This is a genomic window from Deferrisoma palaeochoriense (assembly GCF_054656955.1).
Genome location: NZ_BAAHXI010000075.1, coordinates 1 through 17,785 on the forward strand (window position 1 = coordinate 1; position 17,785 = coordinate 17,785).

Sequence of the window (17,785 nt, forward strand, 5' to 3'; positions counted from 1 at the left end):
GCTGATGGCCCGGCCGGCTCCTCCCCTCCATCGGCGGCCTCCCGGATCGTGGGGCCTGCTGGAGAGCCGGCCGCCGGCGTTTCGCGGATCAGCAACAGAATTCAGCTCCCATAGGCCGCGAGGCGGCCTGTTTGCGAAGAAATAACGCGAACCGATCCCCGCACAGTTTCGGCGGTGGGGCATTGGGTCCGCTTCCGGCCGCGCGCGAAGCCGGGCATGAGATTCGCCGCGCAGGCACGGGGCACCAACCGTGGTTTCATGGCAGTGCGGCCGGGGACCGAACGGTTTCACGGTGCGAGCGTTGGAGGCGCTGCGCGGCGAGCCAAGGGGCCGCACGCGGCTCTCCAGCAGACCCCATGCCCCCCCGAGACCGTGAGGTGGCGCCAAAGGGGCTGGGGCATGCTTGGAACATTTGGAATCAAGTAGGTTTTCATGCGTCCCAGCGTCCTAGCGGAAGTTACTTGGAAGACAGGACGCCCCTCGCCACGGTCGAATCGGACCGTGCGGGGGCGGGGCCCTCTTGCACGTCTCCTGAACCTCTGTCTCCTTGCCGAACTTTGGCCTCCGAACCAGAAGCGGGCCCCATCCCTATGCCCTCGGAGCCTCAAGAGTTCGCCCGCTTGGCCGCTGTTCCATGGGCTGGGAGGCGGGCCTGGTCGCCTCGGGGAAAAAGATCTCCGGGATTCTGGACACCCGAAAGAAGGCGCTGTATAAGCAAGCTGACGAGTGAATCATACAAAACACAGAGGAGCGCGTTGCGCATGAAGAAGAGCGTTCGCACCAGGCCCCGAGCCCTATCCTCAAAAGGGCGCAAAACACGGGCGGCCCTCTTGGAGGCCGCCCACGACGTGTTCAAAGAGGTGGGGTACTACGCCGCCTCGGTGGCCCAGATCGCCCGCAGGTGCGAAGTTTCCCCGGGAACTTTTTATCAATACTTTGACAACAAGGAGCAGGTGTTTCTAGAGTTGAATGATTTAGTTGTGAGCGGCTTTCTGAAGAAATCTGCCTCTATCGCTTGTAATGCGTCGGACTTTGGTGGGCGGTTAAGGTCTGAAGTGGCTCTGTTGTTGGAGCATACGCGGGAGAATTTTGCTTTTCATAGAATTCTTGGGGAGTCCGACCTGGTTGATAAAGTCACCATATCGTATTATGAGGCCATCGCGAGGCACTACCGAGATTTTTTCCGACAACAACACCGCCTCGGGAATATCGCCGGGTTCGACCCAAACCTTTTGGCCTACGCGTTGATCGGAATTTGTTACTTCAATAACCTGAGTTGGGAACACAGTCGCCCGTTTTTCTCTTTTTGGGAGACCGTCGAGCTGATCGTAGATCTTCTGAAAAAGGGAGTCGCCGGTCCTGCTCCATGGAACGATCCCCCCGATCTCACTCAAATTCCTTTCCGGACTCCCCCGCCCAGTTCCTTCCGGACGGACGAGCCGATGAGCAAGGGAGAGCGCACCCGCCAGGCAATTTTTCGCGCCGCAGAGACAGTGTTCGGCCGCAACGGGTTCAGCAGGGCGAACATCGCGGACATCACCCGCGAGGCCAATGTTGCCCAGGGTACGTTTTACGTTCACTTTGAGAGCAAGAGCGACCTGATCGAGGGGTTCATCAAGCACATCAACCGAGAGGCCCGCCGGGAGATCCAACAGGCCATCGCCGGGATCGAGGACCGCAGGGAGGCCGAGCTCGTCGGTATCTGGGCGTTTTTCGACTTTCTGCGCAGACATCGGGCCATATACCGGCTGATCCCGGAGTTCGAGATGATCGCCCAGGATGTGGGGATGTGGTACTACAACAAGATCGCCCAGGGATATCTCAAAGGGGTCAAGAAGGGGATCGAAAGGGGCCAGCTCCGTGATCTTCCGCCCACCTTCCTCGTGCGTTCCATCATGGGGCTCACCCACTTTATCGGATTAAAGTGGATCGTCTGGGCCCCGGACGATGCCGCGGAATTTCCGAGCCCGTTGTTTAGGGACCTTGCTGAGTGCCTCCTCTATGGATTGGAGCCCCGAAGGTGAGTCTTTGGTGGCCGCTGCCGGCGTGAGGCAGGGGCCAGCCAAGGGGTCCCTGGACATCTGAGGCTCTTTTCTCGCAAAGGGGCCGCCCTCGGACGTGTGGGACCCGACCGCCCCTTCTCCCGTTTCCCGGCTCCTCCCTCTTGAGCGGCCGAGCAGGTGGCCGTGGACTGCACCCCTCTCGCACCTCCCGCCGTCTTGCCGATCCGCAAGCCAAAACAACACCGTTTCATTTTTTTCTTGACACCCGGCAGGAAGGCCGGATAGTTTTCTGACGCGTGGTTCATATTTCAGCTTTTTGGGGAGTGTCTACCTTGATGCGGGATCTTGGGTCTGAAGACGTCGTCGTGGTGACAGGGGCCAGCTCAGGGATCGGTGCGGCCTTGGCCCAGGAGTTCTCCCGTCAGGGCGCGCGGGTTGCTCTGGCGGCTCGCCGGGAGGAGCGACTTCGGGAGGTTGCGGACGGATGCCAGGGCCCCACCCTCATCGTGAAAGCCGACGTGACGACGTCGCGGGGCCGCGCCGATCTGGTCGACCGGGTCGCAGAGCACTGGGGGCGGATCGACGTTTTGGTCAACAACGCCGGCAGGGGAGCTTATGGGGCGTTCTTGAAGGCTTCCGAGCCGGTGTGGCGGGCCCTGTTCGAGGTGAACCTGTTTGCCACGGTGTTCCTGACGCAGGCGGTTCTCCCCGACATGCTGGGGCGCGGGAGGGGACTCATCGTGAACATGGCCTCCATCGCAGGGCTCGTGGCCCACGCGAATAGCGTGGCGGCATACGTGGCCAGCAAGCACGCGGTGGTCGGCTTCTCGCGGGGCCTTGCCCGCGACCTCCAGGGCACCGGAGTTCGGGTCAAGGCGGTTTGTCCCCATCTCACCGACACCGAGTTTTTCGAGACGTCATGCGGGGCGGACGAGATGAGGCCCCTCGTCGCCGAGTACAGGAGTGTTATGGATTCCACAGAGGCCGTGGCCCGTGGAGTCATCGAGCAGCTGGATTCGCCGGGCCTGATTCTCTTCCCCACGTCGAAGCCGGCGCAGGCCTTCGACAGGCTCCGGGATCTCTGACATGCGCACGCGACCGGTGGAAACGGCTCTGATTACGGGGGCCGGCTCGGGAATGGGGCGGGCCGCGGCCCTTCGGTTGGCCCGCGCCGGCCGGACCGTGTTCGTGGCTGACATAGACCTGACTGCGGCGCGGACCGTTGCCCAAGAGGTCGCCCGACGTGGGGGCCGGGCCGAGGCCTTGGTCGTGGACGTAGCGAGCGGCTCTTCCGTGGCAGGGCTGTTCGAGGCGGTTCTCGAGCGGGCTCCCCGGCTGGACATGGTGGTTCACGCCGCCGGGATCCTGGGCGAGACCGCTTGGCTCGACGAGCTGTCCGATGAGGGGTGGCGCCGCCTGATGGCCGTCAACCTGGACGGCACCTTCTTCTGCTGTCGTGAGGCGGTGCGACACATGAAGGGAAGGGGCGGGGGGCGGATCGTCCTGTTCTCTTCGGTCGCCTCGCTCACGCCCACCCCCGGGGCCGTGGCGTACTCGGCCGCAAAAGGGGCGGTGAATACGCTGGCCAGGTCCCTTGCCGCCGAAGCTGCCCGCCACAACGTACGCGTCAACGTGATCGCTCCGGGCTATGTCGACACCCCGATGCTGGACGACCTGCCCCCCGGGTTCCGCGATCACATCTTGAAAAAAACGCCCCTGAAGAGATTGGGAACCCCTGAGGAGATAGCGGCCCTGGTGGGGTTCCTCGCCTCTCCCGAGGCGGACTTCTTCACGGGACAGGTCTTCAGCCCCAACGGCGGTTTGGTGATGTGAGGCGGCGATGACGGGATTCGAGCACGTGGACGTGAGGGACGAGGGCGCAATCCGCTGGGTGGCCGTGAGAAGACCTCGGGACCGCAACTCCATCCACTCGGCCCTGATGGCAGAGCTCGGGCGCCTCCTGGACGAGTCCGAAAGGGCAAACGTCCGAGCGCTCGTCTTCACCGGAACGGGTCCCACCTACTTCATCGGCGGCGCCGACGGGGTCGAGATGATGCGGTTGGACCCGGAGCGGGGGGAGGCGTTCTCGGAGCGGTTCCAGCACCTGCTCAGCCGGATGGAGGCAAGCCCGCTCATCCTGGTTGCAGCGATCAACGGCCTGTGCTTCGGCGGCGGATTCGAGCTCGCCCTGGCCTGCGACTTCCGGGTGGCCAGCACGACCGCCCGCATTGGCTTGCCCGAGGTCAAGGTGGGGCTCATCCCGGGGGGGGGAGGGACCCAACGCCTCCCCCTGCTGGTCGGGACGGGCCTGGCCACGGAGATGATCCTGAGCGGAAGGCTCTACCCAGGCGACGAAGCGGCCCGCCTCGGGCTGGTCCACCGCGTGGTCGCCCCCGAGGCCCTGGAGGAAGAGACACGGAGGCTGCTCGAATCGGTGCTCCGCCACCCCGCGTACGCGCTCTCCCTGGCCAAACAGGCGGTGCGCGCCGCCGGAGAAAGCGCGCTGGAGGATGGCTTTCGAACCGAAAGGGCCCTGTTCGGCAGGTGCTTCGAACAGACGTTCTTCTCGGATCTGATGACCGAGCAGTTGCGAAACGGATCTCTCCAAACGTCAATGGACGTCCGGGACATTCTAGGAAAGGACGAGACATGAGAGTCGTGTGCATCGGCGGCAGCCTGCGGCCCCAGAGCAACACCCTGGAGTACCTCAACCGGTGCGCCGGGATCCTGGAGCAAGAGGGGATCGAGACCGAGGTGATCTCCCTTCGCGGAAAGGAGATCCAGCCCTGCCGGGGGTGCTACGAGTGTGTGGAGACGGCCCGGTGCGCCATCCAGGACGACGACTTCGCTGAGATCCTCGACAAGATGTGCGCGGCGGACGGCATCGTGTTGGGGTCTCCGGTCTACATGTCCTCGGTCGTGCCCCCCATGATGGCCCTGCTCTCCCGAGCGACCTTCGTGGCCCACTGGAACGGGAAGTTCCTGGCAGGGAAGGTGGGCGGTCCGATCACGGTCGCCCGGCGGGCCGGCCACAACCTGGCCTTCTCCCAGCTCCTGCTGTGGTTCTTCATCAACGGCATCACCGTTCCCGGGTCGACCTACTGGACCGTCGGGATGGCCGGGACCGGGGGGGCCCGGGATGCGCTCGAGGACCAGGAGGGCATGGGCCACGTGGAGAACTTCGCGCGGAATCTGGCGGATGTGTTGAGGAAGATCCGTGCCTGATCCCGGAGGAGGGAGTGCCGTGGAAGGAATCGGCTGGTGGCTTCGCAAGCGCGAAGAGCTGAGCGCGGACCGGGAAGCGGTGGTGGACGGAGACCGGCGCCTGACGTACCGGGATCTCAACCGCCGGGTCAACCGGGCGGCGAGGGCGCTGCAGGCCCTGGGGGTCAAGCCGGGCGACCGGGTGGGGCTGCTCGCGTACAACCGTGCCGAGTTCGTGGAGGTGATCTTTGCCACGGCTAAGCTGGGCGCGATCCTGGTGCCGCTGAACTGGCGTCTGACCGCCCCGGAGCTGGACTACATCCTCACGGATAGCGGCACCGAGACCCTTTTGTTCGATCCCGGGCTGGAGGACCTCGCCCGGGAGCTCCGCGCCGCTGCCTGCGTGCGCGGGGCCGTGTGCCTGGGTGCGGACGCTGTCCTGGGGGCTCATGCGTACGAGGCGTGCTTGGCCGCGCAACCGGATGCCGAGCCCGAGGTCTCCCCGCTTCCGGACGGGGACACGCCCCACATCCTCATGTACACCTCGGGCACCACCGGGCGGCCGAAAGGAGCCGTGCTCAGCCAGGGCGCCAGCTTCTGGAACGCCCTCAACCTCCAGCTGGCCCTGGACTTCACGTCGGCCGACCGAAATCTCCTCGCCCTGCCCATGTTCCACATCGGGGGGATCGGGCTGTTCACCCTGCCCATGCTCTATGTGGGCGGCACGGTCGTGCTCCAGCGGACCTTCGACGCCTCCGAGACCCTTCGGCTCCTGAGGGAGGAGAGGATCAGCCTCTTCTTCGGAGTTCCGGCGATGTTCCTGTTCCTCCTTCAGCATCCGGAGTTCGATCCCTCCGCGTTCGCCGGTGTCCGGTGTGCGATGAGCGGGGGTGCGCCCCTTCCCCCGAGCCTGGTGCAGCAGTACCACGAGGCCGGCATCGCCCTGCAGCAGGGGTTCGGCATGAGCGAGGCGGCCCCGGGCATCACCACCCTGCCCAAGAACCTCGCCCTGCTCAAGGCCGGCTCGGTGGGCCGGGCCCTGTTCCACGTGGAGGTGCGGGTGGTGGACGAGCGGGGCGACGAGGTGCCCCGGGGCCAGGTGGGGGAGCTGGTCCTCCGGGGCCCCAACCTGATGCAGGGGTACTGGAATCGGCCGGAGGCCACCCGGCAGGCCTTCTCCGGCGGGTGGTTCCACTCGGGGGACCTCGCCCGGATGGACGAGGACGGAGACCTCTACATCGTGGACCGCAAGAAGGACATGTTCATCTCGGGCGGGGAGAACGTCTACCCCGCCGAGGTGGAGAACCTGATCTACGAGCTGCCCCAGGTCTCCGAGGCCGCGGTGGTCGGCGTGCCGGACGACACCTGGGGGGAGGTCGGGTGCGCGGTGGTGGCCGTCAAGCACGGCCACACGCTCACGGTGCAGCAGGTGCTGGAGCATCTGCGCCCCCGTCTGGCCAAGTACAAGGTCCCGAAACGCGTGGTGTTTGTGGATGCCCTGCCGCGCAACGCCGCCGGCAAGGTGCTGAAAAACGTCCTTCGGGAGCAGGCCCGCTGAGGTTGCCTCACCGGCTCGCGGCCCTGCGCGGGTCGGTTTCCCGCACCCCACGAGGAGGAAGACGATGACGGGAAAGCACGGGTTCACACTCATGTCCTTCGCTCTCGCGGTGGCCCTGTTCTCCGCTCCCCCCGCGAGGGCGGCGGAGAAGCCCATCAAGATCGCCCAGGTGGTGGGGGTCACGGGCCCGTTCGAGGTCTACGCCAAGCAGTCCATCACCGGGTTCAAGATGGGGCTGGAGTACGCCACCCGCGGCACGATGCGGGTGCTGGGCCGGCCCATCGAGGTCATCGTCAAGGACACCCAGCTCAAGCCCGACCTGGGCAAGCAGCGACTGACCGAGGCCTATAAGGACGACGGGGTAGACCTGGCCGTGGGGGGCGTCTCGTCGGCCGTTGCCCTCGCGATGCTGCCCGTGGCCGCGGAGTTCAAGAAGGTGCTGGTGGTGGAGCCGGCCGTGGCCGACAGCATTACCGGCAAGGCCTGGAACCGCTACGTCTTCCGCACCGGCCGGAACTCGTCCCAGGAAGCCATCGCCAACGCGGTGGCCGTGGCCAGGCCCGGGGTGTTCATCGCGACCCTGGCCCAGGACTACGCGTACGGCCGCGACGGCGTGGCAGCCTACAAGGAGGCTGCCGAGGCCAAGGGGGCCAAGGTCGTGCATGAGGAGTATGTCCCCCTCAAGACCGCGGACTTCACGGCTCCGGCCCAGCGGATCATTAAGGCCCTCAGCCGCGTGAAGGGCGACAAGTACCTGTTCGTGATCTGGGCGGGAAAGGGAAACCCCCTGGGCAAATTGCGGGCGATGAAGCTGGAGGAGAAGCACGGAATCAAGCTCACGGCGGGCGGCAACATCCTCGCCGCGCTGAAGCTCTACAAGCCCCTGGAGGGCATGGAGGGTGCCACCTACTACTACTACGACATTCCCAAGAACGAGGCGAACCGGTGGCTCGTGGAAGAACACCGGAAGCGCTTCAACCGGCCCCCCGACTTCTTCACCTGCGGGGGCATGAGCGCCGCGATCGCGGTGGTAAAGGCCATCGAGACGGCCGGATCCACGGACACCGAAGCGCTCATCACCGCCATGGAGGGCATGCACTTCCACACCCCCAAGGGGGAGATGGTGTTCCGCAAGGAGGACCACCAGGCGCTGCAGTCCATGTATCACTTCCGGATCAAGAACGATCCCGGCCTGCCGTGGGCGGTACCCGTGCTCGTGCGGGAACTCACCTGGCAGGACCTGGACGTTCCCATCCGCAATCGGTAGCCCGTCGGCAGCGCCCCCGCGGAGGGGGCCCTGCCGCCCTCCCTCGCCCGCGTTTCCAGAGGAGACAGCACCGTGGCCGAGGCCGCCCTCGAGACCCGGAACCTGACGATCCGGTTCGGTGGCAACACCGCCATCGACAACGTGAGCCTCCGGGTGGAGCCGTACACCCTCAAGTCGATCATCGGGCCCAACGGGGCGGGGAAGACCACCCTGTTCAACCTGCTGAGCGGCCAGTACCGGCCCAGCTCCGGACGGGTGCTGTTCCACGGCCGGGACGTCACCCCCCTCGGGCCAGCGGACCGGGCCCGGATCGGGATCGGCCGGTCGTTCCAGCTCACCAACCTCTTTCCCGCCCTGACGGTGCTCGAGAACGTGCGCCTCGCGCTCCAGGCCCGGGAGCGGGTGGGCCTGGTGTTCTGGCGCCGTTGTGAGGCCTACCCGGAGCTGGAGGAGCGGGCCTACGGGATCCTGGAGGAGGTGTCGCTCGCGCACCGGTGGGCCGACAGGGCCGAGGTCCTGCCCCATGGGCAGCAGCGCCAGCTGGAGATCGCGATCCTGCTGGGCCTGGACCCGCAGGTGCTGCTCCTCGACGAGCCCACGGCCGGCATGAGCATGGAGGAGGTTCCCGCCGTCCTGGACCTCATCCGCCGGATCAAGGCGACCCGGACCCGCACGATCCTTCTCGTCGAGCACAAGTTCGACATGATCATGGCACTTTCCGACAGCATCGCCGTGCTCAACGACGGCCGGCTCCTGTGCGACGACTCCCCCGAGGCGGTTTCGTGCAACCCGGAGGTCCTGGAGGCCTACCTCGGCGGAGGCGTGCGAGATGTCTGAGCCGATTCTGACCCTGGAGGGGGTGCATGCGCACATCGGAGGCCACCACATCCTCCAGGGGGTGTCCCTGGAGGCCCGGCCCGGGAGGGCCACGGTGCTGCTGGGCCGGAATGGGGCGGGAAAGACCACCACCCTGCGCACCATCATGGGGCTGGTCCGGGCCAGCAAGGGGAAGATCCGGCTGGCTGGGGAGGGGATCGAGCGCCGGAGAACCTTCGAGATCGCCCGGCTCGGCGTGGGGTACGTGCCGGAGGCCCAGGCGGTGCTGTGCCACCTGACCGTGGAAGAGAACTTCCGCCTGGCCATGCCCCGCGAGACCGAGGAGTCGGCCAGGCGGCTCGACACGGTTTTCCGGCTCTTCCCCGCCCTCAAGAAGTACTGGCGGGCCAAGGCGGGCGTGCTCTCCGGAGGCCAGAAGCAGATGGTGGCCATCGGACGGGCCTTTGTAACGGATCACCGGCTGCTCCTGATCGACGAGCCGTCCAAGGGGCTGGCGCCGGTGGTCGTGGACCACCTGATCGAGTCGCTCCGACACATGAGCGAGGAGACGACCGTGATCCTGGTGGAGCAGAACTTCCACATGGCCCGGCACGTGGGGACCGATTACTTCATCCTGGACGCCGGACGGGTCGTTCACGGGGGCCGGATGGAGGACCTGGTGAACGATCACACGGTGAAAAAGAGGTACCTGGGAATCGGGTGAGGAGCACGAAGGGATGAACGCGCTGGATGTGGCAGTCGGACAGCCCCCGGGCCGGCCGGTCAACGGTCGGCAGCTGGCCGTGGGGGCGGGGGCAGCGGCGCTGGTTCTGCTGCCGCTCTTCTGGATCGATCCCACCACCTACCTGCTCCTCACGGTGGCCGGCCTGGCCATGGGGATGTTGCTGTTCCTCACGGCGGTGGGTCTCACCCTGATCTTCGGCCTGATGGACGTGCTCAACCTGGCTCACGGCGCGTTTTTCGCCTGGGGCGGGTACGTGGGGTTCAGCGTGCTGCGGCGCCTCGACGCTTTGGGCTGGGTCGAGACGGGCTCGCTCGGTCAGAGCCTGGGTTCCACCCTGCTCGCCTTGGCGGCCGCCGCGGGGGTGGGCGCCGTGCTCGGGGTGGTGGTGGAGCGGGTGGTGGTCCGCCGGGTGTACGGCGATCACCTGAAGCAGATCCTCATCACGGTGGGCCTCTCCCTGGTGATGACCGAGGTGATCAAGATCGTGTGGGGGCCCAACGACGAGATGGTGCTCGTGCCCCAGGCCCTCCAGGGGAGCTATGACCTGTTCGACGTGGTGATCAACCGGTTCCGGGTGCTGGCCGTCGTGGTAGGCGTGGCGGTGTTCGGGGGACTCCACCTCCTCCTCCGGCGCACGAGGCTGGGCCTCGTCGTCCGGGCGGGAGTGGAGAACCGAGAGATCGTGGAGGTCATGGGATACGACATCGGCCGCATCTTCACCGCGGTATTCGCAGGCGGGGCCGCCCTGGCGGCCGTGGGCGGTGCTATGTGGGCCGTCTTCCGGGAGCAGATCCACCCGGGCATGGGCGACGAGAACCTCATCCTGGCCATGATCGTCGTGATCATCGGGGGAATGGGTTCCGTCACGGGCTCGTTCGTGGGAGCCGTGGTCGTGGGGTTGGCGTTCAACTACGTCTCGTTCCTCGTGCCCAAGCTCGCCCTCGGCGTGAACATCCTGATCATGGTGATCGTTCTGCTCCTCAGGCCCCAGGGTCTGATGGGGCAGGAATAGGGAGGGGGAGAGCATGGCTTCCAGGGCCGTTCCTTTGAACCCGGCTGCCCGCGGCACGGGGGGGAGCCGGGACCGAACCCGCCTCCTCGCCGCGGGGGTACGCGCGCTTCTCCTGCTGGGCTTCGTCCTGGGCCCCTGGATCTTCCCGTCGTTCCGGGCCATGGACGTCCTGGCCAAGATCATGATCTTCGCGGTGGTGGTCGCGTCCTACGACCTGATCATCGGCTACACCGGGATCGTGTCCTTTGCCCACGGCATGTTCTTCGGCCTGGGCGCCTACTGCCTGGCCCTGGTGATCCACCACGGCGGTGAGCCCCGGGGATACCACCTGGCCGTGGCCCTGGTGTTGGCCGTGGGGTTGAGCTCGGTGCTGGCCTCGGCCGTGGCGTTCTTCTCCCTCCGGGTCAAGGCGATCTTCTTCGCGATGGTCACGCTGGCCCTCGCGGAGTTCGCCCACATCCTGGGGGGGCAATGGACCAGCCTCACCTTGGGAGAGGACGGGGTGTCGTTCCGTCTGCCCGGGGTGCTGGGGGTGGGTTGGACCGGAGGAGAGGTCCTGGGGGTGAGCGTGGGCGGACGGCTGATCACCTACTACGCCATCCTGGGGGTGTCGGTGGCGGTGTTCGCCGGCCTGCTGCGGTTCGTGGAGTCGCCGGTGGGTCGCGTGATCGAGTCGATCCGGGAGAACGAGCAGCGCGCCACGGCCCTGGGCTACCGGACCTTCCACTACCAGCTCCTGGCCACCGTGGTGGGCTCGGCCGGTGCCTCGATCGCAGGGGTGCTGTTCGCCGCGTGGGTGCGCTACGTCAACCCCGAGTCCGTCCTGGGGATCCCCATCATGCTCAACATCCTCTTCATGGTGATCATCGGCGGGCTGGGCACCCTGTACGGCGGCATCGTGGGTGCCGCCTTCATCATGGTGGCCGAGACCTGGCTGCCCGAGCTCCAGACGGCTGCCTCGACCCTGCTCCCCGGGGTGGAGATCGCCCAGCGGCTGGCCGAGCGATGGGTCCTGTACTTCGGGATCCTGTTCATGCTGGTGGTGTTCCTCTTCCCCAAGGGGATCATGGGCGCGGTGCACCAGGTCTTGGCCCGGCGGGAGCCGACCCGAACAGGGGGGCAGTGACGTGCCCGAAAGGAACCGCGCTGGCATCCGGAGCCTGGCCACGTACATCCCCCGAGCCTACCACCAGGCGGAGTACATCGCTGCCCAGAGCGGGACGCCGGCCGAGATCATCCGCACCAAGCTGGGGTGGTACCAGAAAAACGTCCCGGGCCCGGGCGACGGAACGGTGGCCATGGGTCTGAAGGCCGCACGCAAGGCTCTGTACTACTCCGGGCTCCAGCCCTCCGAGATCGACCTGGTGATCTGGAGCGGGGAGGAGGTCAAGGAGTACCGCAACTGGCCCGTGGGGCCGAAGATCCAAAAGGAGCTCGGCCTGCGGCGCGCGTGGTCGTTCGACATGCAGCAGCGTTGCGGCACCACGGTGGTGGCGCTGAAGCTCGCCCGCGACATGATCCGGGCGGACCCGGGGCTTCGCAACGTCCTGGTCGTGTCCGGCTACCGCAACTCCGACCTCATCCACTACGCGAACCCGAGGGTGCGGTGGATGTACTTCCTGGCGGCCGGCGGCGCAGCCTGCGTGGTCCAGCGGGATTGCCCCGCCAACGAGATCCTCGACGGACACTTCATGAGCGATGGGTCGTTCGCCTGGGACGTCTACGTTCCCCAGGGGGGATCGGTCGCGCCGGTCACGCCTGAGGGCCTCCGCGAGGGCAAGCAGTACCTGGACGTGCTGGACCCGCAGGGGATGAAGGAGCGGCTCGAGCGGCTGTCCCTGAAGAACTGGCTGACCTGCATCGATCGCGCCCTGGAGAAGAGCGGCCTGTCGCGGGGCGACGTCGGCTACCTGGCCACCCTGCTCGTCAAGCGCAGCGCCCACGAATGGCTCCTGGCCCAGCTGGGGCTCCGGCCGGAACAGAGCCGGTACCTGGCCGAGTTCGGTCACCACGGGCAGAACGACCAGCTCCTGTCCCTCGAGCTCGCCGTTGAGGAGGGACGGCTTCGGGACGGCGACATCGTGCTCATGCTCTCCGCAGGGATCGGCTACGCCTGGGACGCCCTGGTCCTCCGGTGGGGACCCGTAACCACGGCGCGGCATCAAGGGGGCGGGGTGCTGTTGGCCGACTCGGAGGGGAATCCATGAGCCCGTCCGAGGCCTCCATCGGGATCGTCAGCCACGGCGTGTACGTTCCCCTGCGCCGCGAGACGGCCGCCCAGGTGGCCTCCCGGGCGGGTCTCGGGAAGGAGGAGGTCGAGGCGCTGGGGATCTGCTGCAAACCCGTGCCCGGCCCCGGGGACCATCCCGTGCCGATGGCCGTGCGGGCGGCGCGCCAGGCGCTGGCCCGGGGTGGGGTCGCGCCGGGGCAGGTGGACGTGGTGATCTGGACCGGGGAGGAGTACAAGGACTACGTCGCCCAGACCGCGGCCATCCGACTCCAGGAGGAGGTGGGCTGCCGGAACGCCTGGGCGTTCGACCTCGTGGGTCAGGGGGTCACGAGCCTCGTCGGCCTCCGGGTGGCCCGGGACCTCATGACGGGAGACGACACGATCCGGACGGTGCTCCTGGCCGGGGGCACCCGGAACGTCGACCTGGTGGACCCCCGAAACCCGCAAACCCGGTTTCTCCTTGCCTACTCGGCCTCGGGCGGGGCTCTCCTCCTCAGAAAGGACCACCCCCGGAACCGGTTGCTCGGCCTGGCGTTTCACGTGGACCCGGACATGGCCGACGCGGTGTACGTGCCGGGCGGGGGGACCGAGCAGCCCTTCTGTGAGGAGAACCTGGGCACCCCCGCGATGTTCTTCCAGACGGCGGCCCCGGCAGCCCTGGCCGAGTACCTGGCGACCCGGTTCCCCGCGGGCCTGGTCGCGGTGGCCGGGGCGGCCCTCCAAGGAAGACGCCCCGACTACCTGGCCCTGCGCCACCTCCCTCCCGCCATGCGCGAACAGGTCCTCTCGGCCCTGGGAATCCGCGACCGCCGGAGCGCATCGCTCGCCGAATGGGGCCATCACGGCACCAACGACGTGATCCTCTCCCTGGAGCTGGGGGGCCGGAGCGGTGCCCTCCGCAACGGCGATCTGACGGTGTTGGTGTCCGCTGGGATCGGTTTCACCTACGCCGCCGCCACCGTCCAGTGGGGCCCGGGCTGATCGAGAGAAAAGGCTTTCTCGGAACTCGGGCGCACCGGCGGAGGGCATCCGATGGTTGGAGGGCCGTGGCAGGCATCGCGTGACTTCGTGGGCACGAAAGGAGACGGGACGATGTGTTGGCAGAAGAAGCGGATGGGCGGATGGTTCTGGATCGTCCTCGTCTCCGCGTTTCTGTGCTCGCCCGCTCGGGCTTTCCTCACTTTCGGAGACGAGGACCGGTCGGGTGAGCTTGCCGGCGAACCGGCGCACCAGCGTTACCAATTCAACACCCCGACCACCGTGACCTACGACAAGGACACCCTGTCCGCCGATCCTGCCACGGCTCGCATCTATGTGGCAGACGTGGGTCACTACAAGATCCGGGTGCTGAACCTCGACGGGGCTCTCGTGGGAGAACTCGACGACCGTGACGCCCTGCTCGATCCCGACAGCCCAGAGACCGTCGCGCCCAAGATCTCCGCCCCCCTCGGCATCTACTTCCTGTCGAGGAGCGAGGCTCAGGACGCTCGGCTGGCCGGACTCTACGTGAACGACATCGGCGTCCACAAGATCCACTTCTACCATACGGACCCTTCCGACCCAGATCGTTTCTACTACGTCACCTCTTTTGGGCACGAGGGTCAGGGAGGGGATGACCAGCTCAAGCTGCCGCGGAACCTGGTGGTCACACCCGATGGGTATCTGTACGTTTCCGATGAGTTCAACCACCGGCTGAAGGGGTTCCACCTCGACCCAGAAACCTACACGGCGACCCTGATCACGACCCGGGGCTGGCAGGATCCTACCGGAGCGTACGTGCCCGCGGGACCCATCATCGTCGGCGTGGACAAGGACTACGGGACCGACTCGGCCTACTACGACGACTATGCCGGATCACCGGAGAAGATCGAGGGGTTCCGAATCCCCCAGGGGCTCACGTACTGGAGATCTGCCGACGGCTCCCATGAGTACATTTACGTCTGCGACAACGGAAACAACCGCATCAAGGTTTTTGAAGTGGATCAAGCGACCGGGGCTCTGACGCTCACCGATATCCTGGGCCGCTTCGTCATCAACGGAACCCCTGACCACTTGAAGCGTCCGCGCGGGGTCCGAACCGATCGGGACGGGAACCTCTACGTGGCCGATACGTACAACGGCCGGTTCCTCAAGTTCCCCAACCTCGATCCCGCCGCCTCTGGCACGGTCCGCTACCGAATCGATCCGGCCAGCGACGCCCAGGCCGTTTGGGTCTACGGAAGGCTCGGGATCCAGCAGGTGGAGATGCGCGATCCAGTCACCGCGTTATACGAAGACGAGTGCTTCCAACTACCCAACGACGCTGTTCCCCTGGAGTACCCGACGGGCGGTTTCTACACCGAAGATGTCTGGTCATGGGGCGTATTCTACCAGGATGCCCCGGTGATCCTGGTGAGCGACCCGGGTAACCACCGCATCAAGAAGTGTTGGGTGAGTCCGTCCGGCCAGGCGATCCTTCGGTGTTCGGTTTCCCAGGGGGTGGGGGGAAGCCTGGAGCACGAGTTCTGGGGGCATCCGAGGACCCTTGAGGGGCAGCTCCACTTCGTAGGGGGAATGGCGTGGTTGCCCACCGACGGCTCCGTTAGCGACATCCTGCTCGCTACGGACACCCCGAACACCCGGGTCAACATGTATGACGCCACCGGCCAGTATCTTGGCATGTTCACCGGTGCCCCCATCTCCACCGGCGTGACCGGGATCGACGTCTACGAGCCGGTGAACGGTTGGAACTCCTATGAGGTGGCCATATTGGTTGCGGCCGATATGAGTCTGGTGTGGCCCTACACGGGAGACAGCTCCATAAGAATTTATGACGAACAGGGGTTTCTGGAGGACGTTTTTGATCTCTCATATCGAACGACCGGGTATGGTGTGCCAGAGATTTCTCAATATAATAACAACTATCCCAAGGCGATAGATGTGCACCTAGAAGATGTCTCGTCAGGTACGTATGGGGTGTATATTGCTAGCAATCTTGGCTATGTGTGGAAGTTCGTTTATGATCCGTACTGGGCCATATTTCAGTACTCTTGGCATGTTGGTGGGAAGGATGCCAGCAAGGGAGATGACATGTCTGCTGATTGGGCTCTTGGTCCTAATTTTTATAGTGAGGGTGCGGTCGGTACCTTTGATCAGATCCAAGACGTTGTGGCGGGGGGGAGCCGAGTCTACGTGGTCGATCGTAGGAACCAAAGGCTTCAGGTCTTTGACAGCTCCAACGGAGCTTATGTGGGCAAGTTGGGCATGGGCGCTGGAACTTACGATCACCCGGACACCCTCACCCCCTACGACCTTTTCCTGCCGGTAGGCGTGGCGTTCGACAGCGTGAATCAGACCCTTTTGGTCGGCGATGGGTTCAACATGATCGCCCGCTCTTACGAGGATCCCACGCCGTACCTTCCTGACTCCGAAGGGAGGATCCTGCCGCCCTTCAACGGATACTGGCTGGATACCTCCCTGGGTACCCGTCCAGGGGGGCTCTTCTCGGCTGAGCACGTGATGGTGGGCAATGGAAAGGTGTTCGTCAACTCGTTGATCTCTGGAAGGATCACAGCTTTTGACCTGACTGAGATGCGGCAGCTCCATTGACCCGCGTTGCCTCGCCCTGATGCGGATCTCGTGAAAGGCAACGAGAGCTTGGTGGATCGGGGTGAGAAGGTGTGAAGGGAGATCGCGGTGACGAAAACAGGTGTCGAAGTGCGGCCCGTGGGCCCGGGGAATTCGGAGCGCCTGGGACGAAGTGCCGCCGCGTTGGATTCCGGCGGCAGGGCCATCCTGACCCTGGATCTGACAGAGTTGGACCCGGCGCTGTTCGGAGCGGCCCCGGGTGACACCAACCCCATCCCCGTCGCCCCGGCCCATGCCTGTCGCGGATCGCCGTAATCGAGCCACCCATGATCGCCGTAATGGAGCCACGCGAACCGGCTTGCTCCTAGGGGGCTCGGTGGTGGCGACCCCATCCCTTTCGTCACCCGGGGGCAACGTCCTTGGGTGAAGGTTCCGGCATCGGCCGTGGGGCGCGGCATCTCTGGCCCTCCAGGACGATCCGGTAGGCGCCGTGACGGATCCGATCGAGGACGGCCGCGCCGAGAAGCCGATTGGGGAAGGCTTTGCCCCACTCGTCGAGATCGAGGTTCCTGGTAAGGATGGTGGCGGCCAGCTCGTGGCGTTCGATCAAGAGGTGGTGGAAGTCCTCACCCTGGGGTGGACGAAGGGGCTTGAGGCCGATGTCGTCGATGATGAGCAGATCCACGCGGGTTAGGGCTGCGAGGCGGCGCTCGCAGGCGTCGGTGGTGGCCCGGGCGGCCGGGTTTTGCATGGGGGTCCGGCGGGGCATTGCGATGGCCCGGGAGGTGGCGGTCCCTCGGGCTCCTGGGCGAGGCCCTTGTGGAGGAGGGTTTTCACGGCGCGGTAGCGGGGATCGCCGAAGCGCAGGGCGCGGCGGCAGGCGGCCTCCAGGTGGTGGGCACCGGAGCGCTTCCCGAGGCGGAGAATGCCCTGGGCGGCGCTGAGGTTGTCGAGGACCCGGTGGGCGAAGAGGTGCTCGATGACCCTGCGGGTGGAGGGCCTTGTGGGCCTTGGCCAGACACCACTGGGGGTCACGCATCTGGTAGGCCAACGCGTTCGGGGGAAGGCGGTCGGGGACGGTGGAGAGGGCGCCAGGGCGCGCGACGCGGGGATGGGAGGCCACCAGTGCATGGTCGTGATAGATCTCGACCGTGGAGGGGGCGGCGCGAAGCCACAGGATCTGGCCCACTAGGTAACCTGGAAGAGGTGCAGTTGCTGGCCTCGTTTTCGACGCATCCGCGCGCCCGTTGTGTCGAAATTTATCAAGCATATCAAGTGGTGGCTGGGTGCAACGCACCAGATTTTCGTACCAGGACCAATAACAGAACGGGCGAAAAACCTTAGATTTTGTGGTTGCAATTTCCGGACGGGCACCAGCTGGAC

At 65.7% G+C, this 17,785-nt stretch carries 14 protein-coding genes and 2 pseudogenes; 14 read left to right on the forward strand and 2 right to left on the reverse strand.

Annotated elements, in window-relative coordinates; genetic code table 11:
* Positions 1 to 761 precede the first annotated feature (761 nt).
* The 14 genes from ACYQ8L_RS16100 (at position 762) to ACYQ8L_RS16165 (ending at position 16,423) form a co-directional block, all read left to right on the forward strand.
* Positions 762 to 2,024, forward strand: a complete 1,263-nt coding sequence (locus ACYQ8L_RS16100; RefSeq protein WP_459942833.1) for a TetR/AcrR family transcriptional regulator — start codon at positions 762 to 764, stop codon at positions 2,022 to 2,024.
* 314 nt (positions 2,025 to 2,338) lie between these two features.
* A complete protein-coding gene (locus ACYQ8L_RS16105) occupies positions 2,339 to 3,088 on the forward strand; it encodes an SDR family oxidoreductase (RefSeq protein ID WP_459942845.1) in 750 nt (249 codons plus the stop codon).
* A 1-nt stretch (position 3,089) separates the two neighbouring features.
* Positions 3,090 to 3,836 carry an SDR family NAD(P)-dependent oxidoreductase gene (locus ACYQ8L_RS16110; protein WP_459942834.1) on the forward strand — a complete coding sequence of 249 codons (747 nt, stop codon included), beginning with the start codon at positions 3,090 to 3,092 and terminating at the stop codon, positions 3,834 to 3,836.
* 7 nt (positions 3,837 to 3,843) lie between these two features.
* A complete protein-coding gene (locus tag ACYQ8L_RS16115) occupies positions 3,844 to 4,656 on the forward strand; it encodes an enoyl-CoA hydratase/isomerase family protein (protein WP_459942835.1) in 813 nt (270 codons plus the stop codon).
* On the forward strand, positions 4,653 to 5,228 hold the full coding sequence (locus ACYQ8L_RS16120) for a flavodoxin family protein (RefSeq protein WP_025323672.1): 576 nt from the start codon (positions 4,653 to 4,655) through the stop codon (positions 5,226 to 5,228). The genes ACYQ8L_RS16115 and ACYQ8L_RS16120 overlap by 4 nt, the downstream gene beginning before the upstream one ends.
* A gap of 19 nt (positions 5,229 to 5,247) precedes the next feature.
* Positions 5,248 to 6,765: an o-succinylbenzoate--CoA ligase gene (menE, locus tag ACYQ8L_RS16125; protein ID WP_459942836.1), complete on the forward strand. Its 1,518-nt coding sequence runs from the start codon at positions 5,248 to 5,250 to the stop codon at positions 6,763 to 6,765.
* A 64-nt stretch (positions 6,766 to 6,829) separates the two neighbouring features.
* Complete coding sequence (locus ACYQ8L_RS16130; protein WP_459942837.1) at positions 6,830 to 8,032, forward strand: substrate-binding domain-containing protein; 1,203 nt, start codon at positions 6,830 to 6,832, stop codon at positions 8,030 to 8,032.
* 72 nt (positions 8,033 to 8,104) lie between these two features.
* Positions 8,105 to 8,869 carry an ABC transporter ATP-binding protein gene (locus tag ACYQ8L_RS16135; RefSeq protein ID WP_459942838.1) on the forward strand — a complete coding sequence of 255 codons (765 nt, stop codon included), beginning with the start codon at positions 8,105 to 8,107 and terminating at the stop codon, positions 8,867 to 8,869.
* A complete protein-coding gene (locus ACYQ8L_RS16140) occupies positions 8,862 to 9,572 on the forward strand; it encodes an ABC transporter ATP-binding protein (RefSeq protein WP_459942839.1) in 711 nt (236 codons plus the stop codon). Before ACYQ8L_RS16135 ends, ACYQ8L_RS16140 begins: the two co-directional genes overlap by 8 nt.
* Positions 9,573 to 9,585: 13 nt before the next feature.
* Entirely contained in the window at positions 9,586 to 10,605 is a 1,020-nt protein-coding gene (locus tag ACYQ8L_RS16145; protein WP_459942840.1) for a branched-chain amino acid ABC transporter permease, read from the forward strand.
* Positions 10,606 to 10,618: 13 nt separating this feature from the next.
* Entirely contained in the window at positions 10,619 to 11,731 is a 1,113-nt protein-coding gene (locus tag ACYQ8L_RS16150; protein WP_459942841.1) for a branched-chain amino acid ABC transporter permease, read from the forward strand.
* 1 nt (position 11,732) lies between these two features.
* On the forward strand, positions 11,733 to 12,812 hold the full coding sequence (locus ACYQ8L_RS16155; RefSeq protein ID WP_459942842.1) for a 3-oxoacyl-ACP synthase: 1,080 nt from the start codon (positions 11,733 to 11,735) through the stop codon (positions 12,810 to 12,812).
* A complete protein-coding gene (locus ACYQ8L_RS16160) occupies positions 12,809 to 13,816 on the forward strand; it encodes a 3-oxoacyl-[acyl-carrier-protein] synthase III C-terminal domain-containing protein (protein WP_459942843.1) in 1,008 nt (335 codons plus the stop codon). Before ACYQ8L_RS16155 ends, ACYQ8L_RS16160 begins: the two co-directional genes overlap by 4 nt.
* Positions 13,817 to 13,927: 111 nt before the next feature.
* Positions 13,928 to 16,423: an NHL repeat-containing protein gene (locus tag ACYQ8L_RS16165; RefSeq protein ID WP_459942844.1), complete on the forward strand. Its 2,496-nt coding sequence runs from the start codon at positions 13,928 to 13,930 to the stop codon at positions 16,421 to 16,423.
* Between the two features lie 379 nt (positions 16,424 to 16,802).
* On the opposite strand, the pseudogene ACYQ8L_RS16170 reads toward ACYQ8L_RS16165, so the two are convergent.
* Positions 16,803 to 17,141, reverse strand: a pseudogene (locus ACYQ8L_RS16170) (ATP-binding protein); the annotation flags it as partial.
* A gap of 62 nt (positions 17,142 to 17,203) precedes the next feature.
* Positions 17,204 to 17,606: pseudogene (locus tag ACYQ8L_RS16175) on the reverse strand (Mu transposase domain-containing protein); the annotation flags it as partial.
* Positions 17,607 to 17,785: the final 179 nt, after the last annotated feature.